Here is a 20,102-nt window from a genome sequence, read left to right as displayed (position 1 = left end):
GTGCCTGGCTGTCGCCCTGATGATCCGTCAAATGCATCCACGCAGGGCGTGGATCTGCTCAGCCTCCGCACAAGGTACGACCACACCTGCATTGATCACGAAATCATGCGACCCACCACCGCCAGCACGAGAAGATGGCCCACGTAGTACCCATAGAACGCCCAGCGCCAGCGCGGCAGCCGCCAGGGCATGCGCATCGCCAACAGCACGACTGGAACGGCCAGCAGCGCCCATCCGTTGTGGTTGGCCAAGCACACCGCACCGAGCCCGACCAACAACAGCCACCCTGCGCGGTGGCGGAATGCGATCCAGCCCAGCAACACCGATCCGACACCGGCCCACTGGTAGTCCACCAGCACTGGCAACACACCTGCGGCCAGTAACAGCAACACGGGGCGGTTGTTGGCCAACGCCTGCACGGCAATCGCCGCCAACGCGAAACTCAGCAGGATGTTCAATGGCAGCCAGAAACCGAAGGCCAGTGCATGCACTGGCTGGGCGATGACACCCCATAGTGCAAGCCTACGCACGGATTTCCGCAGATCGGCTCCCGGTTGGGCCAGGTTGCAGGCCATCACCAGTGCGAACAGCGGGAAGGCAATGCGCCCCAGCTCGCTGACCACCGGTACGTAGCCGCCGAGCACGACCTTGGCAACGTGGTCGCCGGTCATCGTCAGCAATGCGATCCACTTCAGCAGCTCGCGGGCGCCACTGCTGAGGCTGAAATCGAACGTGCTCTTGTCTGTCATGGTCGCCTGCATCGCCGAAGCTTATGCGCATCGGCCAGCGCATATCCAGCACCCGGCAGGCCGAGGTCGCTGCACACCTGTGCACGGAGGACTATGCTGGCAGCCCACGCCAGTGAGACACCCGCCATGCGCACCCTGTACCCGCCCATCGAGCCCTACCGCGAATTCACCCTGCCGGTGAGCGATCTGCACACGCTGCATATCGAAGAATGCGGCACGCCGGACGGGATCCCGGTGGTGTACCTGCATGGCGGTCCGGGCGCAGGCATCTCGCCCACCCATCGCCGCTTCTTCGACCCGGCGCGCTACCGCATCGTGCTGATCGACCAGCGTGGCAGCGGCCGCTCTACCCCGTTCGGCGAGCTGCGCGACAACACGACGCAGGATCTGGTAGCCGATATCGAGAAGGTGCGTGAGCACCTTGGCATCGAGCGCTGGCTGGTCTATGGCGGCTCATGGGGTTCAACGCTTTCGTTGGCCTATGCCCAGGCGCACCCCAGGCGTGCCACCGGCCTGATCGTGCGCGGCGTTTTCCTCGGCCGCGACATCGAGAACCGCTGGTTCGCCGAGGCCGACGGCGGTGCGCGCTGGATCTTCCCGGAGCGCTGGGACCGCTACGAGGCCCACATTCCCGAGGCCGAGCGCAGCGACATGATCGCGGCGTACTGGAAGCGCATGGACAGCCCCGATGAGGCCACCCGAATCGCCGCGGCAATGGCCTGGCTGGGTTGGGAAGACAATGCCGCCACCCTGCAGCATGACGTGGATGCCGAATCCAGCGATGACCCGTTGGACGTACTGGCCAAGGCCCGCATCGAAGCACACTACTTCCGCAACGGCATCTTCCTTGAACCCGGCCAGCTGCTGCGCGACATCGATCGTATCCGTCACCTGCCGGCCGTGATCGTGCAGGGCCGCTACGACATCATCTGCCCGCCGCGCAGTGCCTGGGACCTGGCCAAGGCGTGGCCGGAAGCACGGCTGGAGATGGTGACCTCCGGCCACAGCGCGAGTGAGACGGCCACCGTCGACGCGCTGGTACGGGCCACGGATGCATTCGCGGACGGTTTCTGAAACCGGCTGGTTGGAATCAACCAGGTAGAGTCGACTGTTAGTCGACTGCTCTTACCGGGAGGCGGAGAACCCCGCGCTACGCGCTAGAGTCGACCAGCAGTCGACTCTACCTACCTCCGATGGAGCACCGCGCGGGGTTCCGTGCGGCCCGGCGTCAGCCGACGGTGAACCCCACCGTGGTCTGCCCTTCGCGACTGGCCACGAACACATCACCGCCATGCAGCATGGCAATGGCCTTGACGATGGACAGCCCGAGGCCGTGATGGCGTTCGCCGCGGTACTCGCGGGCTTCATCAGCCCGGTAGAAGCGTTCAAACAGCAGCGGCAGATGCTCAGCCGCGATGCCGTTGCCTTCATTGATCACCGCGATCCGCGCACCCTCGCCTTCGGCCTGCAGCTGCACACGCACCACGCTGCCGGGCCGTGCATGCTGCACGGCGTTGTGCAGCAGGTTGGTCAACGCGCGACGGAACAACGAGGGATCGATGCGCGCGGTCGCCTCGCCTTCGATGCGCAGCGTCAACCCTGCTTCCTCGAACAGGAACTCAAGGAACTCGCCCGCCGCGGCGACCTCCTCGGCCAGCACAACCTGCCGGGTTTCCATCGCGATATCGCCCTGCCCGGCCCGCGACAGGAACAGCATGTCGTTGACGATGGCGCGCAACCGCTCCAGCTCCTCCAGGTTGGACTGCATCACTTCCTGCAGGTCGGCCGTGTCGCGCGGCCGCGACAGCGCCACCTGGGTCTGGCCCATCAGGTTGGCCAGTGGGGTGCGCAGTTCATGGGCCACATCGGCGTTGAAGGCATCCAGGCGGGTGTAGGCGGCTTCCAGTCGATCAAGCGCGCCGTTGAACGCGCCGGTCAGGTGACCCAGTTCGGCAGGCAGGCCCTGCGTGCCCAGCCGTTGTGACAACCGCTGCGGGCTGAGCGAGCGCGCTTCATCGGAAAGTGCGCGCAACGGCGCCAGCCCCAGCCGCGCGATCCAGTAGCCCAGCGCCGCCACCAGCAGCACGCCAAGGACACCGGCCACCCACAGCGCCACAGCAAAGCGTTGTAGTGCATGCGTATAGGGCTCGGAGTCGATGCCGATCCACAGATCCACCGCCGGCCGGACACCCTTGCCCGGCACCCGCTCGTACAGCGTCCGCAGCGGATGCTCACCCTCACGCTGCAACGTCCCCATGCCACTGTCGTGGTTGCCAGGGGGCTGCACCTGCGGCTGGGTGTTGCCGATGCGGAAGGTCGGGTCGTCACTCCAGGCCCAGACCAGCGTGTCACGGTCACCGGAGATCAGGTTGCCGACCTTCTCGCGCACCTTGGTCCAGCGCTCACGGGTATCGCACATCGCCACGCTGCCACTCACCGCGTGCAGCTTGGTCTGCAGCTCCGCATGCTGGTAACGCACCACCTGACGCTCCAGCACGCCGTACACACCGATGCCCAGCAACGTGAACACCAGCAATGCGGCCAACGCGAACATCGCCGACAGGCGCTGGGCAATCGAAAACCTCATTGGCCGCCCTCGTCGTCATCGCGCACTTCCAGCACGTAGCCCATGCCGCGCACGGTATGCAGCAGCTTGCTGGGGTACGGGCCATCAAGCTTGCCGCGCAACCGCTTGATCGCCACTTCCACCACGTTGGTATTGCTGTCGAAATTGATGTCCCAGACCTGGGCGGCAATCACCGTCTTGGACAGGATCTGCCCGCGCCGTTGCGCCAGCAGCGCCAGAAGCGCGAATTCCTTGCCGGTCAGGTCCAATCGTGCACCGTCACGATAGGCGCGGCGGGCCAGCAGGTTCACCTGCAGGTCACCCACCTGCAGCTCGGTCGGCTCCTGCTGGCGGCCGCGCCGCACCAGCGCCTGCAGCCGCGCCAGCAATTCGATGAACGAGAACGGCTTGACCAGATAGTCATCCGCGCCCTGCCCCAGCCCATGCACACGGTCATCCACGCGGTCGCGTGCGGTCAGCATGATCACCGGGGTCTGCTTGCTGCGGCGCAGCTCGCGCAGCACGGCGAAGCCATCCATGCCCGGCAGCATCACATCCAGCACGATCACGTCGTAGTCGAACTCACGGGCCAGGTGCAGCCCGGTCACGCCGTCGGCGGCCAGGTCCACCGCCCAGCCCTGCTCGCCCAGGCCGGTACGCAGGTAGTGGGCGGTCTTGCTCTCATCCTCGACAATCAGCAGTTTCATCCGGGCTCCGTCAGCGCAGCACCGACCGCTGCCCTGCGCTCGCGTCGGCGCTGCAGGAACAATCGGTCCAGAGCCAGGTAGATCACCGGGGTACTGTACAGGGTCAGCACCTGGCTGATCAGCAGGCCACCGACCACCGCTACGCCCAGCGGCTGGCGCAGCTCCGAGCCGGTACCGAAACCGATCATCAACGGGATGGCACCCAGCAGCGCAGCCAGCGTGGTCATCATGATCGGCCGGAAACGGGTCAGGCAGGCCTCATGGATCGCCTGCAACGGGGTCAACCCGCGGTTGCGCTGCGCGTCGAGCGCGAAGTCGACCATCAGGATGCCATTCTTCTTCACGATGCCGATCAGCAGCACGATGCCGATCAGCGCCATGATCGAGAACTCCAGGCCCCACAGCCATAACATCAATACCGCACCAATGCCGGCCGATGGCAGCGTGGACAGGATGGTCAGCGGATGCACGAAGCTTTCGTACAGCACGCCCAGGATGATGTAGACCGCCAGCAGCGCCGCCAGGATCAGCCACGGCTGGCTGGCCAGCGACTCCTGGAAAGCCTGCGCGGTGCCCTGGAAGCGCCCGCCGATGCTGGCCGGCATGCCCATCTGCAGCTGCACGCTCTCGACCAGTTCGACCGCCTCGCCCAGCGACACACCCGGCGCCAGGTTGAACGAGAGATTCACCGCCGGCAGCATGCCGTTGTGGCTGATCGACAGCGGCCCATTGCCCGGCGGCTGTACCTGCGCCACCGCCGACAGTGGCACCATCTGCCCGGTCAGTGGCGAACGCAGGTGGAAGTAGGACAGCGCGTCGACCTCACCCAGCAGGCCCGGTGCAATCTCCAGGATCACCCGGTACTGGTTGGTCTCGGTCTGGAACTCGTTGATCTGGCGCTGGCCGAACGCATCGTAGAGCACCTGGTCGATATCGTTGGCCGTCAGTCCGAAACGCGCCGCCGCCGTGCGGTCGATCTGCAGCCGGGTGACACTGGCGCCGACCTGCTGGTCATTGGACACATCGCGCAGCTGCGGCAGGCTGCGCAGGCGCCCGGTCAGCTCCTCGGCCCAGCGTGACAGCTCGCGACTGTCCTGCCCCCGCAGCGCATACTGGTACTGCGTCCGTGCCGGACCTGCGCCAAGGTTGATGTCCTGCGCAGCGCGCATGTACACAGTGACACCCGGAACACTGGCCATCTTCGCGCGCAGGCGGTCGATGAACGCATGTACGTCCACGTCGCGGTCGCCGCGATCCTTCAGCACGAACCAGAAACGGCCATTGGACAGGGTCTGGCTGCCGCCGGTGGCGCCGACTGCGTGGTTGTAGGCCTGCAACGCGGGATCCTCGGCGGCGATGCGGGCCAGCTGCTGGTGCTTGGCCGCCATCTCCTCGAAGCCGATGTCCTGCGCAGCCTCGGTGGTGGCGATCACGAACGCCGTGTCCTGCAGGGGGAAAAAGCCCTTGGGAATCATCACATAGGACGCCACCGCCACGGCCACCGTGGCGCCGAAGCCCAGCAGCACCGTGCGCTGATGGCCCAGTGCCCACTGCAGGCTGCGGTCATAGCCGGCCAGCAGCCGCCCGGCCAGCGTGTCCTGGCCGTCGCGGTGGGCAGGCATGCGCTTCATCAGGTGCGCAGCCATCATCGGTGCCAGCGTCAACGAAGCGACTATGGAGATCAGGATCGCAACCGTGATCGTCAGCGCGAACTCGGCGAACAGGCGTCCGACCACGCCCCCCATGAACAGCAGCGGGATGAATGCTGCGATCAGTGACAGGCTGATCGACACGACAGTGAAGCCGATTTCGCCCGCTCCTTTCAATGCCGCTTCCATCGGCCCCAGCCCGGCCTCGCGATGACGGTGGATGTTCTCCACCACCACGATCGCATCATCCACCACGAAGCCGACGGCGACCACCAGCGCCACCAGGGTGAGGTTGTTGAGGCTGAAGCCGGCCACGTACATCGCCGCGAACGTCGCCACCAGCGCCACTACCAGCACCGCGCCAACAATCAACGTGGCCGAGAGCTGGCGCAGGAACAGTCCCATCACCAGCACCACCAGTACGATGGTCAGCACCAGGGTCATTTCCACTTCGTGCAGTGAGGCACGGATGGTGCGCGTGCGGTCGTTGAGCACCTCCACGTCAACGCTGGCCGGCAGATTGGCGCGCAGCGCCGGCAATGCAGCCAGTACGGCGTCGGTGGTGCGCACGATGTTGGCACCCGGTTGCCGGCTGATGATCAGGCCCACGCCCGGCTGACCGTTCGGCCAGGCTTGCACGTAGGCGTTCTCGGCGCCGTCGACGACCTGCGCCACGTCACCCAGGGTCACCGGCGAACCCTCGCGGTAGGCCACCACCAGCTGGCGATAGTCCTGCGCCTCGAACAACTGGTCGTTGGCCTCGAAGGTGGAGGTGCGCTGGCCGCCCATCAACGCGCCCTTGGCCTGGTTGAGGCTGGCGTTCTGGGCCACGCCACGCAGGTCGGACAGGGTCAGGCCCATCGCCGCCAGCCGTTCCGGCTGCGCCTGGATGCGGATGGCGGGCCGCTGCTGGCCGACGATGTTGACCTCCGATACGCCGCTGATCTGGCTGATCGACCTCGCCAGCCGGCTCTCGGCCAGATCGCTCAGCTCGGTCATCGACATCTGCGCCGAGACCACGCTGAGCACCAGGATCGGGCTGTCGGCCGGATTGACCTTGCGCCAGGTCGGCAGGCTCGGCAGATCGCTCGGCAGTCGCCCGGCGGCGGCATTGATCGCCGCCTGCACTTCCTGCGCGGCGGTGTCGATGTTCTTTTCCAGATCGAACTGCAGCGTGATCGAGGTGCTGCCCAGCGCGCTGGTGGAGGTCATCTCGATGATGCCCGGCACGCCGGTCAATTGAGTCTCCAGCGGGGTGGCCACCGCCGACGCCATGGTCTCGGCGCTGGCGCCGGGCAGGCTGGCGTTGACCCGGATGGTCGGAAACTCCGCTTCCGGTAGAGGCGCCACCGGCAATCGCGGCAAGGCGGCCACGCCGAGCAGGATCACGGCCAGCGTCAGCAGCGTCGTGGCCACCGGGTGCTTCACAAACCAGCTGGACAGCGAGACACGCGAACTCATGGTGCGGCCCCGGTCTTGGCAGCCGGCGCGCCGGCCTCAGCGACCACCACGCCCGGACGCAACCGCGACTGGCCATCGCGTACGATCACATCGCCCACGCGCAGTTCGCCCTGCACCGCCACCTTCCCGTCCTCGGCCTCGCCCACCGTGATCGGCAGCACCTCAACGCTGCCGTCGGCGACCACGCGATAGACGAAGCTGCCTTCGACGCCGCGCTGGATCGCGGCGGCGTCCACCACCAGGGCGCCCGTGGTCTGCCCGGTGCGCACCCGCACGCTGACCAGCTGGCCCGGCCACAGGCGGTCGCCGGCATTGCCGAAGCGCGCACGCAAGCGCACGGTGCCGGAGGTCTCCTCCACCTGGTTGTCGATCACCTGCAGCGTTCCCTCCGCCAACAGTTGCCCGCCATCGCGGTCCAGCGCCTGCACGGGCACCTCGCCGCTGGCTAACGCCTGGCGCAGCTGCGGGAGGGCATCCTGCGGCAGCGCGAACACCACCGAGATCGGGTCGGTCTGCTGCACGGTGACCAGCCCCTGGGTATCGGTAGCACGCACCAGGTTGCCCGGGTCGACCTGGCGCAGCCCGATGCGCCCATCCATCGGCGCCAGGATGCGGGTATAGGAGAGCTGTACCTGCGAGGCCTGTACGGCGGCCTCGTTACCGCGACCGGTGGCCTGCAGCTGCTGCACGGTCGCCGCCTGCTGTTCCAGCATCTGCCGTGAGACCAGCTGGTCGGTGGACAGGTGCTGCAGGCGTGCCAGGTCCGAGCGCGCGGCATCGAGCGTGGCGCGATCGCGCACCACGGCGGCCTGTGCGCCGCCCAGATCGGCGCGGATCGCGCGATCATCGATACGTGCGAGCAGCTGCCCCTTGCGGACTTTCTGCCCCTCCTCGAACAGCACCTCGGTCAGCACGCCATCCACCTGCGGCCGCAGCACGGCGCTCTGCAGCGACTGCACCGTCCCGACCCCGCTGCGCCAGTGCGCGACGTCACGCTGCTCGACGCGACCGGTGACCACGGGAACCGGCGCCGGTGCGCTGGCCGGCTGCGCATCACCGCGCGACACGCCATGGAACAGCATCACCAGCGACAGCACCACCAGCAACCCTGCGCCCAGCGCAAGGTGGCGACGACGCATGGGGGCGGACAGCAGCGGAATTCGCATGTCGGGGGTCCATGACAGTGCCGACGCGGGGGTGCGCGGGCCTGTTGCCATCCTCCCCGGACGGCGCAGGCGCCTTGCTGTCGCCCGCCTGACAATTTCGTCAGGTGGCATGGCGGGGCCTGGCCCGGCAGCCTGGTGAACAGCGTCCCACTGCAGGCACGTGCAGTGCCGGATTCTTCGCATCTCGCTTACAGACCGGCGCCGATGATCCGGCCATGGGCGCCATGGTGGCGGCCCCATCGTCTACAGGAGCACGTCATGACCGGTTTCCGTTTCCTTCCTGCTGCACTCGTGGTTGCCACCGTCCTGCTGCTGGGCGCCTGCTCCAAGCCGCAGGAAGCCAGCGCACCGGCCGCCGCCGCTGCAGATGTCACCGAAGTGAAGCTGATCCCGCCGTATGAGTCGCTCGACAAGGACAAGGACGGCATCGTCACCCTGGCCGAAGTCGATGCGGTCGCACCGGACTGGGCCAAGCAGCTGAGCGCCTGTGATACCGACCGCGACCAGAAGTTGACCCGCGGTGAATATGACGTGTGCAAGCAGACCACGCCTGCGGCCCATTGATCTGCAGGATCAACGTGGCTCGGCAGCCGTTGGGCCCGCATTGGCCGGCAACCAGCCGGCCGCTTGCAGCCAGCCCCGGATCCGCCGCCGCGCATCGGCGGCGGACACCTCATCGATATCGAAGTCCGACTCCTGGTTGGCCAGGTTGCGGGTGAGCAGATGCCCCAGCTGCGGATAGCGCAGCAGTCGGCATTCGGCGTGCGCCACCGCCCGCGCGGCGCAGAAACGCTCGGCCACGCGCAGCGGGGTGACGGAGTCCTGCTCACCCTGCACGATCAGCATCGGCGGCCCCGCAGTGCCGGCATTGGCCATCGGATCCAGCCAGGTGCTGTCCTGCCCCTTCATCAGCCGCTTGAACCAGCCATCGCGTGCCACGTCCAGGGCCGGCGACCACAGCACCACCCGTTGCGGGCGTGCGCCGTCCTCGCCACAGGCCCCCAACGCCGCGGCCGCTACCAGCTGGCCACCGGCGCTCATGCCGTAACCACCAATGCGTTCCGGATCGATGTGCAACCGACGCGCCTGCGTCCATGCCCACGCGAACGCGGCACAGGCATCACGCTGGGCGTCGGCCGGCGTGGCCGACGCGCCGGACAGACGGTATTCCACGGCGATGGCAACGATGCCCATGGCCTGCAACTGCGCTGCACTGTCTGCCATCCATGCGGGCTCACCGTGTGCCCAGCCACCGCCATGGAACAGCAGCAGGGCAGCGTTGTCCCGGGTCTTGTCAGGGCTGTACAGGTGAGCCCTCAGCGCCTGCCCGTCAACCTCGCGATAGGTCTCCACGCGCTCGCCCGCATTCGCGATTGCGTGTACGGACAGCAGCAGTGCGGCAATCGGCAGCGTGTTGCGCACTCCCATGACGTCCCCTCGCCGGTACAGGATGGCGCGAGTATAGGCCCGCCGCTGGCCTGGCTATACCAAGGTATAGCCGGACTAACCCACGAGCCTCTAGGACTTGCCCATTCAGCGGCGGACAATAGCGCCACTGGCCGGGGCACCCCGGCTGCCCCCCTCCCCTCATGGAGACGCAGATGGACCCCGACCCTGCCGGGCGCAATGCACCCCGGATGCCCGCCTACCGCCTGTTCCTGGCGCCTGCCCGCCGGTCCCTGCCTGCCTGAGTGACGGGGGATCGCCAGGCGCCGCTTGCCTGGAGATCGCCGTCATGTCCTACAAGATTCTCTACATCACCCTGCGTCGCCTGATCGGCGAGCGCGATGTCTCTGCCCTGCGCAGCCAGCTGCTGCAGCACGGCCCGGTGCTGTTCGCGCACTCGCTGTCGCTGGGTTCGCCACGCGTGGTCGCCGATGCGCTGTCACTGCTGCCGATCAGCGAGCGCATCAACGTGCTTCGCCACCTGCCGTACCCGCTGCGTGATGCGATGAAGCCGCTGTGCATCGGCGGCAGCCAGCGCCTGCACATGCAGCCCTGGTCGCCAGCGGTGCTGGCGATGCGCCGCGCCTGAGCCGGCGCGCCCTTCGCCGTTCAATCCGCACGTGTTCCGGCCCCGGCCGGCTCTGTCATTCAAGGAGTTCCCATGAGCCTGCTCAACGCCTGGTTCAATGCCTTCCTGCGCAGCCGTCGCGCGGGCAACCTGTTCCGTCGCCGTGCGATGCCCGAGGCCGGTTTCGGCCCGGGCAGCAGCGAGGCCGCGCCGTTCGCACTCACCACCGGCCTGGTCACACTGGCCCAGCAGGACGAGGCCCAGCTGCTGGCCACACTGGAGTCGCACGCCGACGGACTCAGCCCGCATGAGGCCGAGGAGCGTCTGGCGACGCTCGGCCCCAACGAGGTCGATCACGAAAAGCCACTGCCGTGGTGGCGCCACCTGTGGCAGTGCTACCGCAATCCGTTCAACCTCCTGCTGACCGTGCTGGCGGGCGTGTCCTGGCTGACCGAGGACATCAAGGCAACGATCGTGATCGGTGCAATGGTGCTGCTGTCCACGTTGATCCGCTTCGTGCAGGAAGGCCGTTCCAACCGTGCCGCCGAGCGCTTGAAGGCGCTGGTCGGCAACACTGCGCGCGTATTGCGCCGCAACCCCGGTACTGAAGCGGCCGATGTGGCCGACCAGTATTTCGGCGCACACCTGCACAGCCGCCGCCCTGCCCGCCTGCTGGACCTGCCGATCCGTGAGCTGGTGCCAGGCGACCACATCGTGCTGTCGGCCGGCGACATGATTCCGGCCGACTGCCGCGTGCTGACTGCCAAGGACCTGTTCGTGGCACAGGCAGCGATGACTGGCGAGTCGCTGCCGGTGGAAAAATTCGCGCACCCGGGCGATGGCCTGGCAGGCCTGCTGGAGCAGCACAATCTGCTGTTCATGGGCACCAATGTGGTCTCCGGCACCGCCACCGCCGTGGTGCTGGCCACCGGCAACCACACTTACTTCGGCACACTGGCCCAGCGCAGCACCGCCACTGACCGTACGCCGACCGCGTTCCAGGCCGGCGTCAACAGCGTCAGCTGGTTGCTGATCCGTTTCGCGCTGGTGATGGTGCCGTTCGTGCTGCTGATCAACGGCTGGACCAAGGGCGACTGGACAGAGGCGTTCCTGTTCGCGCTGTCGGTGGCGGTCGGCCTCACCCCGGAAATGCTGCCGATGATCGTCACCTCCACCCTGGCCAAGGGGGCGGTGCTGCTGTCGCGGCGCAAGGTGATCGTCAAGCGCCTGGATGCGATCCAGAACTTCGGCGCCATGGAGGTGCTGTGCACCGACAAGACCGGCACCCTCACCCAGGACAAGATCGCGCTGGAGCGGCACACCGATGTGTTCGGTCACGATTCGGAAGACGTGCTGAAGTTCGCCTACCTCAACAGCCACTTCCAGACCGGCCTGATCAACCTTCTCGACCGTGCGGTGCTGGAACACGTGGAACTGCAGAGTTCGCTGCGGTTGTCGCAGGACTACCACAAGGTGGATGAGATCCCGTTCGACTTCGAGCGCCGCCGCATGTCGGTGGTGGTGTCCGAGCGTGAGGATCACCACGAGCTGATCTGCAAGGGCGCGGTTGAAGAGATGCTCGCCGTGTGCAGCACCGTGCGCGAGGACGGACAGGACATGCCACTGGACGAGCGCCGCCTGGCGCGCGTGCGCCAGACCACCGAAGAGCTGAACGAGCAGGGCCTGCGCGTGGTGGCAGTGGCGATGAAGGAAACCGCCGCCAGCCAGACCGTCTATTCGCAGGCCGACGAGCAGGGCCTGACCCTGGTCGGCTATGTGGCCTTCCTTGATCCGCCGAAGGAATCGGCCGCGCAGGCGTTGCAGGCGCTGGCCGCGCATGGCGTGGAGGTAAAGGTGTTCACCGGCGACAACGAACTGGTCACCGCCCGCGTCTGCGCGCAGGTCGGGCTGGACGCAGACACCATCCTGACCGGCCCGCAGATCGAGCGCATGGACGACGGCGCGCTGTCGCGTGCGCTGCACCACCACCGCGTCTTCGCCCGCCTGACGCCGCTGCACAAGGAGCGGCTGGTGCGCGAGCTGCGCGCCCAAGGCAAGGTGGTCGGCTTCCTCGGCGACGGCATCAACGATGCCCCGGCACTGCGCGCGGCGGACATCGGCATCAGCGTGGACAGTGCGGTGGACATCGCCAAGGAGGCAGCCGACATCATCCTGCTGGAAAAGAACCTGATGGTGCTGGAGGAAGGCGTCATCGAAGGCCGTCGCACCTTCAACAACATGCTCAAGTACATCCGCATGACCGCCAGCTCCAACTTCGGCAACGTGTTCTCTGTGCTGGTCGCCTCGGCATTCCTGCCATTCCTGCCGATGCTGCCGCTGCAGCTGCTGGTGCAGAATCTGTTGTACGACATCTCACAGATCGCCATTCCGTTCGACAACGTGGACGAGGAGCTGGTGCGCAGGCCGCTGAAGTGGAACCCGGCGGACATCGGCCGTTTCATGGTGTTCTTCGGGCCGATCAGCTCGATCTTCGACCTGACCTGCTTTGCGCTGATGTGGTACGTGTTCGATGCGCGCACGCCCGCCGACCAGGGCCTGTTCCAGTCCGGCTGGTTCGTGGTCGGCCTGCTGACCCAGACCCTGATCGTGCACATGATCCGCACGCCCAAGGTGCCGTTCCTGCAGAGCATTGCCGCACCGCCGCTGCTGCTGATGACCGGCCTGATCATGGCCATCGGCGTGGCCCTGCCCATGAGCCCGTTGGCCGGCTACTTCAAGCTGCAGGCACTGCCGGCCGGCTACTGGCCGTTCCTGGTGGCGATCCTGTTCGGCTATGCGGTGCTGACCACCGCGCTGAAGCGGTTCTACATCCGTCGCTACGGCTGGCAGTAGCTGCCCGCTGTTCTGTCCAGGGAGAAACACAATGGACATCAACCCGAACCTGCCGGCGTTCAACGCCGGCGCCACCCTCAGCTCGCTGATCAGCCTCTCGGTGGCGTTCGTGCTGGGCACGATCATCGGGCTGGAACGGCAGCTGCGCCAGCGCACCGCCGGGCTGCGTACCAACACACTGGTGGCCGTTGGTGCTGCCGTGTTTGTCGACCTCGCCGTGCGCTTCCATGACCTGTACGGCGGGCCGCCGTCGCCCTTGCATGTGGTGGCCTATGTGATCTCCGGTGTCGGCTTTCTCGGCGCCGGGGCGATCATGAAGGACGGCGCGCAGGTCTCCGGCCTGAACACCGCCGCCACCCTGTGGGGCTCGGCGGCGGTAGGCGCCTGCGCCGGCATCAAGCTGCTGCCGGAGGCGGTGCTGGCCGCCGTATTCGTGCTGGCCGCCAACACGCTGCTGCGGCCGGTGGTGAACCGCATCCAGCGGCAACCGCTGCCGGAGGCCTTCAGCGAGGCGACCTATGCGATCAACGTGGTCTGCCAGCGCGAGCAGCAGGCCGAGGTGCTGGACCAGCTGTTGCTGCTGCTGGAGCAGGCGCATTACCCGGTGCGCGCGGTGGACCAGCGGCCGTTCGGCGAACGGGATGTGGAAATCGAGGCCGTGCTGTACGCCACCACGGTCGATGCCGCCGAACTGGATGCCGTACTCGCGACGCTGGCGACCGCGCCCGGTGTGCTGCAGGGGTTCTGGAACGCCAGCCTGGAGGAGTAGTGCGGGGCCATCCGCTGGTGGGTGCCGACCGGAGTCAGCCGCGCCCTTCCAGGGCGTGGGTTCACCTTTGCTATTCTTTCCCCCCACGCCAGGGAGCCGTCCCGATGCCATCGATGTCGCCTCGCCGCCCGCTGGTTCTGCTGGCCCTGATCGTCGTCATGGCGGCGATCTTCCTGATCGACACCGTCACCGACTACGCGGTTGCCGCAGCCTGCTTCTACGCCGCCGTCATCCTCGCCGCGTCGCGGGTGCTGGCCGCGCGCGGGCTGATCCTTCTGGCCATCGCCTGCATCGCCCTGACCGGCCTGAGCTTCTTCCTCACCCGCTTCGGCACCTACCGCATCGGCCTGGTCAATTCGGTGATCGGCATGCTGGTGATCGGCATCACCACCTACCTCGCCCTGAACATGGAGGCGGCCAAGGCGGCGGTGCAGGAGGCCCAGGGGCGGCTGCTGCGGGTCGCACGCGCGTCGACCGTGGGCGAACTGACCACCTCGATTGCCCATGAAGTGAACCAGCCGCTGGCGGCCATCGCCAGCAGCGCCGAAGCCTGCCAGCGCTGGCTGGCGCAGGATCCGCCGAACGTGGACAAGGCACGGCAGACCGTGGCCCGCATCCTGGCCGATGCCCACCGGGCCGGTGATGTGATTGCCCGTATCCGCGGCCTGACCCAGGGCGCGGCACCGGAGCGACGTGCGTTCGATCTGAACCAGGCTGTGGAAGAAATGCTGGCCCTGTCGCGCAGCGAGCTGGACCAGCACGGCGTGGCCGTAGCGCTGCTGCTGGACACCGAGCTGCCACCGGTGCAGGCCGATCGGGTGCAGGTGCAGCAGGTGATCGGCAACCTGATCCTCAATGCGGTGGACGCGATGGAAGCGGTGCCGGCAGCCGATCGACGCCTGTCCCTGCTGACCCGGCGTGATGGCCAAAGGGTCAGCCTCAGCGTGCGCGACCGCGGTGTCGGCCTCCCCGCCGACCATCCCGAGCGCGTGTTCGATGCATTCTGGACCACCAAGTCACATGGGCTGGGCCTCGGACTGAGCCTGAGCCGTTCGATGATCGAGGCCAACGACGGCCAGATCCGTGCGGAACGACCAGCAGGTGGCGGTGCCTGCTTCGTCTTCGACCTGCCCATCGCCACGGACCCACATCATGCGTAAGCCCGCTGCACCCGCCGCCGATCCGGCGCCCATCGTCTATGTGATCGACGACGACCCGTCGGTTCGCGCGGCGCTGGAGGACCTGCTCGCCTCGATGGGGCTGCAGGTGCGAGCCTTCGCCTCCACCCAGGCATTCCTCGAACATGACCTGGAGGACGCGCCGGCCTGCCTGGTGCTGGATGTGCGCATGCCTGGCCAGAGTGGACTGGACTTCCACCGCACGATGGGCAGCCATGGCCTGCAGGTGCCGGTGGTGTTCATCACCGGCCACGGTGACATCGCCATGGGCGTCAACGCGATCAAGGAGGGCGCCATCGAGTTCCTGACCAAGCCGTTCCGCGACCAGGAACTGCTGGATGCGATCCACAAGGGCATCGAGATCGACCGTCAGCGCCGTCGCGAAGGCGATGTGCTGGGCGCGCTCCAGCAGCGCTGGGATTCACTGAACGCGGGTGAGCGCGAGGTGGTCGATGGCGTGGTGCGCGGCCGCCTCAACAAGCAGATCGCCGGTGACCTCGGCGTCAGCGAGATTACGGTGAAGGTGCGCCGTGCGCAGGTGATGCGCAAGATGGGCGCACGCACCCTGGTTGACCTGGTGCGCATGTACGACCGCCTGCAGGCCGGCTCGCCGTGAACGTGCATGTCGCACTGCTGCGTGCGGTCAACGTCGGCGGCACCGGCAAGCTGCCGATGCACGAGCTGGTGGCCATGTGCACGGACGCCGGTTTCACTGATGTCCGAACCTACATCGCCAGTGGCAACGTGATACTGCGCAGCACGCTGGACGAAGCCGGCGTGCGCGACGCGCTCGCACAGCGCCTGCAGGCCTATGCTCACAAGCCGGTTGGCGTACTGGTGCGCTCGGCCGCGGAGATCACTGACGTGGTGTCGCGCAACCCGTTCACCCAGGCGGCGGGCAACCGCGTGGTCGCCCTGTTCGTCGACGCGCCGCTGCCCAACGATCCGCTGCAGGGCGTGAGCGGCCAGCGCGATGAACAGCTCGCGCTCGGTGCACGCGAGATCTTCATCCACTATGGTGCCGGCATGGCCGATTCACGGCTGCGCATTCCGTATGCGGCGCAAGGTACCGCACGCAATCTCAACACCGTCGCCCGGCTCGCGGCGATGGCGTCGGAGCTCGACTAGGGGCCTTCCGGCAGTCGGTAGACCAACCGGTAGTCATGACGGCCCTCGCTGATGCTGATCTCCAGCATGCCGGTCAGGCCCAGCAATCCCTCGCTGCCGGAATCGGGCACCACCACCACGCTCAGCTCCGGCGTGCCGCGGGTCATCAGCCCATTGTGTTGCAGGGTGAACCCGCCCTGGCGCCCGGCCAACGTGGCCGTCACCCGCTCCATCGCCACGTAGCCGGCCGAGCCCTGCACGGGTGTGCGAAAGGCCAGCATCTGGCCGACGCTGCTGCCCTGCAGGTCGCCCGCGAAGGTCTTGTTGATCGACATCACCGCGATCGGGCCGTCATTGCCACCGATCGGCCGCAGATCCACTTCAAACGTACCGTGTGCTTCAGCCTGCATCCTGCTCTCCCGTCTGATCGGTTGAACGTCACTACTTCTTCGTCGCCAGCACAATCACGCCGGCCACCACCAGGCCGATGCCGCTCCATTCGCGCAGACTGGGCCGCTCGCCCAGCAGCAGGTAGGCCAGCACGATCACCAGCACCACGCTGAACTTGTCGACCACGGCTACCTTGGCCAGTTCGCCACTCTGCAGCGCACGAAAATAGAAAAGCCATGAAGCGCCCGTTGCCAGTGCGGACAGCACCAGGAACAGTTGCGTGCGCCCGGGCAACAGCAACGGATTGGACCATTTGCCGGTGACCACCACCAGCGGCAGGATCACCGCCGCCACCACCAGGGTGCGGATGGCCATCGCCAGGTCCGAGTCGACGCCCTTGACGCCCACCTTGGCAAACAGTGCGGTCAGCGCCGCGAACACGGCAGACAGTCCAGCCCATATCAACCACTGCGGTACGTTCTGCACGAAGGCCTCGCTTGCCGGTACGGGCACCTGCGCCAACGCTACTCCACCGTGCCATCGGTGGGGCTTCACCTGGCCCTCACCCCCGCTACAATGAGCCAGGAATCGCCAGGGGGCGATCTGCAGGGAATGCACCTTCCATGTTCGAACAGGACACCGCCGCCCATGCCGGGCCGGCAGCCCCCGCCGGGGCCACCGCGCAGCGCATCCCGTGGCTGCCGCTCCCCCTCGCCCTCGTTTCGCAGCACCCTGCCCGTTCCGCGCGGCGGGGTCTTCATTGCACGCCCTGACCGGAGCCGTCGATATGTCCGAGAACACTCTCCTTGCCACGCCGGCCGCTGCGGCGCCGATCAAGTACCTCGACCGCGCCATGGCGACCCTGCGCGCCCTCGGCCTGGCCGCCCCGCAGGACAACAACGCGCCGGCCGTCGCGCTGGTCTCGCAGCTGTCCACGCTGGACCAGGGTCGCGTGGTGGCCATCGCCCGCGTGCTGCAGCAGTCGGGGCATTTCAATGCCGTGATGCGTGATGAAATCAGCTCGGCCAAAGTCTCCGACCGCTACACCGAGATCATCCGCGCCTTCGACAGCATCCGCGATGATGCCAGCAGCATGGTCGAGCAGGTCCGCGACGGCAGGATCGACATGGGCGAGCGCCTGCAGAACCTGTGGATGAAGGTCACCCGCGGCGATATCCCGAGCCGGTTCGAGAAGATCCGCCGCACCTTCCTCGAGGTCAGCCGCGATTCGGCCGAGCAGCTGCAGCGCGAGTCGCGCGTGCTGGAGATGTACGGCGACTTCCGCCTGTCGATCAAGGATGCCGAGATCCAGGCCCATGAGCTGCTGAAGCTGCAGGAGCAGGTGCTGGCCGACGCGCGCGAGGCGCTCAAGCAGGCCCAGCAGCGCGTCGAATCGGCCGACCCGGCCGCCGATGCCGCCGACACCGGCCGCCTGGTGATGGCCCGCGATGAAGCCCTGCGCAACCACCAGACCGAGGAATCGCGTTACCAGCTGGCCAAGGACCTGGCCGAGAACCTGCAGGTGAACTACGCCACGTCCGAGGCGATCATGCTGCGCGTGCACCAGTCGCACGAGGTCAAGCGCCGCGTCAACGAGCGCTCGGTGGTGTTCTTCTCCACCAATGAAACCAGCTTCACCGCCTTGAACCTGGCCTTCACCACGCAGATGGGCCTGCACGAATCCACGCAGGCGCTCAACGCGATGACCGAAGGCACCTCCAAGGGCCTGGAAGCGGTGGCCAACATTGGCGACGACGTGCTGCACGAGGGCCTGAAGGCTGGTTACGGCGCCACCATCGGCGTCGATTCGGTGCGCAAGCTGGTCGATGCGGTGGTGCGCTTCCAGGAAACCTCGCTGCAGGAGATCGAGCAGCTGCGCGGCCAGGCCACCCGCGATTCGGCGGAGATCGCCGAGTATGTCGAACAGGGCAAGCAGCGTTTCGCTGCCCTGCTGCAGGCGCCGCCGAGCCCGGAGTCGCGCTGAGGTGAGTGCGACGATGGCCCCTGCCGAGCTGCAGGATGCGCTGCTGACCATGGATGTGGTCGACCAGCTGCGTTACCGCAATGCCGAGATGAAGGCGCTGGCCGACAGCGGCCACGACAAGGCGACGTTGAAGCAGCGCCTGCTTGAGCTGTACCGCTCGCAGGGCATCGAGGTCTCCGACGAGATCCTGGAAGCCGGTATCCAGGCCCAGCGCGAACAACGCTACCTCTACGCCGCGCCGCGCGGCTGGAAGGCCTGGCTGGCCCGGCGCTGGATCGATCGCGGCCGGTTGCTGAAGTGGGCACTGGTCGCGGCCTTGGTGCTGCTGGTGCTCAGCATGCTGGTGATGATGGCGCGCAGCTTCGGCGCGTTCGTGCACGAGAGCAACGTGCAGAAGAACGTGCAGCTACTCAACGGCAAGGTGGCCGCGCAGCAACAGGACGCCGCTGCAGCGCGCGCCCTCCTGGCCGGGCAGGAACAGGCGCTGCAGGCCCTGCTCCCGCGCGCCACCGCCAGCGGCGAGCGCCTGCAGCCACTGACCGAAGCAGCCCAGGCAACGCTGGCCGAAGCACAGCGGCACTTCACAGGGATGCCCGCAGCGATGGCCGCCCTGCCGACCCTGATCCGCCAGCACAAGCTCACGCGTATCAGTAGTGGAGGCAGTGCCACCGGCCAGCAGGCAGCCGATCAGGTGGAACAGCAGCGGCTGGCCGCCGCGGAGCAGCTGGCACGCGCCAGGCAATCCCTGCCCGCGTTGACCGAGCGGGTGAACACCCTCGCCCAGGCCATCGATGCCAGCGAACTGCTGGATACCACCAACACTGCCGCAAAGGCGGCACGCCTCACGCCCGACGCCGAAAAGGTGCGCGCACGCGCCTACACCGGTGGCGACGTCGCGCTTCGCGCCGGCGACATGGCAGCGGCCAGCCAGGCCGTGACAACCCTGAAGGAGCTGATCGGCAGTGCCGACAAACTGGTCGCGCTCAACGAGCGGCTGGCCCAGCTCAAGGCCGATGGCCTCGCCACCGGCGTCGCCGGCGCGGACCGCAAACGGCTGGAGCGTGCGGTGGACCAGGCCGCTCAGCTGATCCGGGTCGAAACGCTGGCCGAAGCCGCACCGGCGATGGACGAGGTCGCCCAGCTGGTGGCGTTGCTGTCCAAGACCCTGGTCTACCGCATCGTCAACCGTGACGATGAGCGCACCGGCGTCTGGCGTTACAGCGAAAAGGCCAACGGCAGCCGCAACTATTACCTGGTCACCGAGGCGCTGGACGAGGCCGGCAATGCCGCCGAACTGCTCATCCGCAACGAGGAAACCGGCAAGGACGAACGGGTTTCGGTGTTTGCCGTGCGCGTACCGGAGGCCACCTACAACCGGGTCGCCGCCGACAAGCAGGACAACGGCATCATCGAGGACGACCAGATCGGCAGCAAGCCGCGTGGCAGCCTGTCGCCACGTTTCCGCATGCCCACCACCGGTGGTTACATCACCGAATGGTGATGGGTAAG

The 20,102-nt window shown here is 67.0% G+C and carries 18 protein-coding genes; 10 read left to right on the top strand and 8 right to left on the bottom strand.

The window, feature by feature from the left end; translation table 11 throughout:
• Positions 1-95: 95 nt before the first annotated feature.
• Positions 96-761, bottom strand: coding sequence for a TraX family protein (locus tag ABH900_RS01285; RefSeq protein WP_429620538.1), 666 nt, complete (start codon positions 759-761; stop codon positions 96-98).
• A 114-nt stretch (positions 762-875) separates the two neighbouring features.
• On the opposite strand from ABH900_RS01285, the gene pip reads away from it, so the two are divergent.
• Positions 876-1,823: a prolyl aminopeptidase gene (gene pip / locus ABH900_RS01280; RefSeq protein ID WP_429620536.1), complete on the top strand. Its 948-nt coding sequence runs from the start codon at positions 876-878 to the stop codon at positions 1,821-1,823.
• Between the two features lie 154 nt (positions 1,824-1,977).
• Here pip and ABH900_RS01275 read toward each other — a convergent pair whose 3' ends face one another.
• The 4 genes from ABH900_RS01275 to ABH900_RS01260 are packed head-to-tail and all read right to left on the bottom strand — an operon-like array spanning position 1,978 to position 8,298.
• Positions 1,978-3,336 (bottom strand): heavy metal sensor histidine kinase, encoded by a 1,359-nt coding sequence (locus ABH900_RS01275; RefSeq protein ID WP_429620534.1) that lies wholly within the window; start codon positions 3,334-3,336, stop codon positions 1,978-1,980.
• Positions 3,333-4,022, bottom strand: coding sequence for a heavy metal response regulator transcription factor (locus ABH900_RS01270; protein ID WP_429620532.1), 690 nt, complete (start codon positions 4,020-4,022; stop codon positions 3,333-3,335). The genes ABH900_RS01275 and ABH900_RS01270 overlap by 4 nt, the downstream gene beginning before the upstream one ends.
• Complete coding sequence (locus ABH900_RS01265) at positions 4,019-7,132, bottom strand: multidrug efflux RND transporter permease subunit (RefSeq protein ID WP_429620531.1); 3,114 nt, start codon at positions 7,130-7,132, stop codon at positions 4,019-4,021. The genes ABH900_RS01270 and ABH900_RS01265 overlap by 4 nt, the downstream gene beginning before the upstream one ends.
• Positions 7,129-8,298, bottom strand: a complete 1,170-nt coding sequence (locus ABH900_RS01260; RefSeq protein WP_429620529.1) for an efflux RND transporter periplasmic adaptor subunit — start codon at positions 8,296-8,298, stop codon at positions 7,129-7,131. Before ABH900_RS01260 ends, ABH900_RS01265 begins: the two co-directional genes overlap by 4 nt.
• A gap of 258 nt (positions 8,299-8,556) precedes the next feature.
• On the opposite strand from ABH900_RS01260, the gene ABH900_RS01255 reads away from it, so the two are divergent.
• Positions 8,557-8,862 carry a hypothetical protein gene (locus tag ABH900_RS01255; protein ID WP_429620527.1) on the top strand — a complete coding sequence of 102 codons (306 nt, stop codon included), beginning with the start codon at positions 8,557-8,559 and terminating at the stop codon, positions 8,860-8,862.
• A gap of 9 nt (positions 8,863-8,871) precedes the next feature.
• Here ABH900_RS01255 and ABH900_RS01250 read toward each other — a convergent pair whose 3' ends face one another.
• Complete coding sequence (locus tag ABH900_RS01250) at positions 8,872-9,726, bottom strand: alpha/beta hydrolase (protein ID WP_429620525.1); 855 nt, start codon at positions 9,724-9,726, stop codon at positions 8,872-8,874.
• 307 nt (positions 9,727-10,033) lie between these two features.
• Between ABH900_RS01250 and ABH900_RS01245 the strand changes: the two genes are divergently transcribed.
• From ABH900_RS01245 to ABH900_RS01220, 6 genes are all read left to right on the top strand, one after another.
• Positions 10,034-10,333, top strand: a complete 300-nt coding sequence (locus tag ABH900_RS01245) for a hypothetical protein (RefSeq protein ID WP_429620523.1) — start codon at positions 10,034-10,036, stop codon at positions 10,331-10,333.
• Positions 10,334-10,405: 72 nt separating this feature from the next.
• A complete protein-coding gene (gene mgtA, locus ABH900_RS01240; protein ID WP_429620522.1) occupies positions 10,406-13,165 on the top strand; it encodes a magnesium-translocating P-type ATPase in 2,760 nt (919 codons plus the stop codon).
• A gap of 31 nt (positions 13,166-13,196) precedes the next feature.
• Positions 13,197-13,934, top strand: coding sequence for an MgtC/SapB family protein (locus ABH900_RS01235; protein WP_429620520.1), 738 nt, complete (start codon positions 13,197-13,199; stop codon positions 13,932-13,934).
• 104 nt (positions 13,935-14,038) lie between these two features.
• A complete protein-coding gene (locus tag ABH900_RS01230) occupies positions 14,039-15,094 on the top strand; it encodes a sensor histidine kinase (protein ID WP_429620518.1) in 1,056 nt (351 codons plus the stop codon).
• Positions 15,087-15,728, top strand: a complete 642-nt coding sequence (locus ABH900_RS01225; RefSeq protein ID WP_429620516.1) for a response regulator transcription factor — start codon at positions 15,087-15,089, stop codon at positions 15,726-15,728. Before ABH900_RS01230 ends, ABH900_RS01225 begins: the two co-directional genes overlap by 8 nt.
• Positions 15,725-16,240: a DUF1697 domain-containing protein gene (locus ABH900_RS01220; protein WP_429620514.1), complete on the top strand. Its 516-nt coding sequence runs from the start codon at positions 15,725-15,727 to the stop codon at positions 16,238-16,240. Before ABH900_RS01225 ends, ABH900_RS01220 begins: the two co-directional genes overlap by 4 nt.
• On the opposite strand, the gene ABH900_RS01215 is transcribed toward ABH900_RS01220, so the two are convergent.
• Positions 16,237-16,629, bottom strand: a complete 393-nt coding sequence (locus ABH900_RS01215) for a DUF3224 domain-containing protein (RefSeq protein ID WP_429620512.1) — start codon at positions 16,627-16,629, stop codon at positions 16,237-16,239. The genes ABH900_RS01220 and ABH900_RS01215 overlap by 4 nt on opposite strands.
• A 31-nt stretch (positions 16,630-16,660) precedes the next feature.
• Positions 16,661-17,095, bottom strand: coding sequence for an EamA family transporter (locus ABH900_RS01210; protein WP_429621393.1), 435 nt, complete (start codon positions 17,093-17,095; stop codon positions 16,661-16,663).
• 301 nt (positions 17,096-17,396) lie between these two features.
• Here ABH900_RS01210 and ABH900_RS01205 point away from each other — a divergent pair, with 301 nt between their 5' ends.
• Both ABH900_RS01205 and ABH900_RS01200 read left to right on the top strand, forming a co-directional pair.
• Positions 17,397-18,593: a cell surface protein gene (locus ABH900_RS01205; RefSeq protein ID WP_429620510.1), complete on the top strand. Its 1,197-nt coding sequence runs from the start codon at positions 17,397-17,399 to the stop codon at positions 18,591-18,593.
• Positions 18,594-18,606: 13 nt separating this feature from the next.
• A complete protein-coding gene (locus ABH900_RS01200; RefSeq protein ID WP_429620508.1) occupies positions 18,607-20,094 on the top strand; it encodes a DUF6384 family protein in 1,488 nt (495 codons plus the stop codon).
• Positions 20,095-20,102 lie beyond the last annotated feature (8 nt).

This window comes from Stenotrophomonas sp. AN71 (assembly GCF_050435725.1).
Classification (GTDB): domain Bacteria; phylum Pseudomonadota; class Gammaproteobacteria; order Xanthomonadales; family Xanthomonadaceae; genus Stenotrophomonas.
This window is presented reverse-complemented; position numbering and strand designations above follow the sequence as displayed.

Bases quoted from the DNA above. Each gene is read 5' to 3' on its own strand.
- ABH900_RS01285 (WP_429620538.1), bottom strand. From the start codon at position 761: ATGCAGGCGACCATGACAGACAAGAGCACGTTCGATTTCAGCCTCAGC.
- pip (WP_429620536.1), top strand. From the start codon at position 876: ATGCGCACCCTGTACCCGCCCATCGAGCCCTACCGCGAATTCACCCTG.
- ABH900_RS01275 (WP_429620534.1), bottom strand. From the start codon at position 3,336: ATGAGGTTTTCGATTGCCCAGCGCCTGTCGGCGATGTTCGCGTTGGCC.
- ABH900_RS01270 (WP_429620532.1), bottom strand. From the start codon at position 4,022: ATGAAACTGCTGATTGTCGAGGATGAGAGCAAGACCGCCCACTACCTG.
- ABH900_RS01265 (WP_429620531.1), bottom strand. From the start codon at position 7,132: ATGAGTTCGCGTGTCTCGCTGTCCAGCTGGTTTGTGAAGCACCCGGTG.
- ABH900_RS01260 (WP_429620529.1), bottom strand. From the start codon at position 8,298: ATGCGAATTCCGCTGCTGTCCGCCCCCATGCGTCGTCGCCACCTTGCG.
- ABH900_RS01255 (WP_429620527.1), top strand. From the start codon at position 8,557: ATGACCGGTTTCCGTTTCCTTCCTGCTGCACTCGTGGTTGCCACCGTC.
- ABH900_RS01250 (WP_429620525.1), bottom strand. From the start codon at position 9,726: ATGGGAGTGCGCAACACGCTGCCGATTGCCGCACTGCTGCTGTCCGTA.
- ABH900_RS01245 (WP_429620523.1), top strand. From the start codon at position 10,034: ATGTCCTACAAGATTCTCTACATCACCCTGCGTCGCCTGATCGGCGAG.
- mgtA (WP_429620522.1), top strand. From the start codon at position 10,406: ATGAGCCTGCTCAACGCCTGGTTCAATGCCTTCCTGCGCAGCCGTCGC.
- ABH900_RS01235 (WP_429620520.1), top strand. From the start codon at position 13,197: ATGGACATCAACCCGAACCTGCCGGCGTTCAACGCCGGCGCCACCCTC.
- ABH900_RS01230 (WP_429620518.1), top strand. From the start codon at position 14,039: ATGCCATCGATGTCGCCTCGCCGCCCGCTGGTTCTGCTGGCCCTGATC.
- ABH900_RS01225 (WP_429620516.1), top strand. From the start codon at position 15,087: ATGCGTAAGCCCGCTGCACCCGCCGCCGATCCGGCGCCCATCGTCTAT.
- ABH900_RS01215 (WP_429620512.1), bottom strand. From the start codon at position 16,629: ATGCAGGCTGAAGCACACGGTACGTTTGAAGTGGATCTGCGGCCGATC.
- ABH900_RS01205 (WP_429620510.1), top strand. From the start codon at position 17,397: ATGTCCGAGAACACTCTCCTTGCCACGCCGGCCGCTGCGGCGCCGATC.
- ABH900_RS01200 (WP_429620508.1), top strand. From the start codon at position 18,607: ATGGCCCCTGCCGAGCTGCAGGATGCGCTGCTGACCATGGATGTGGTC.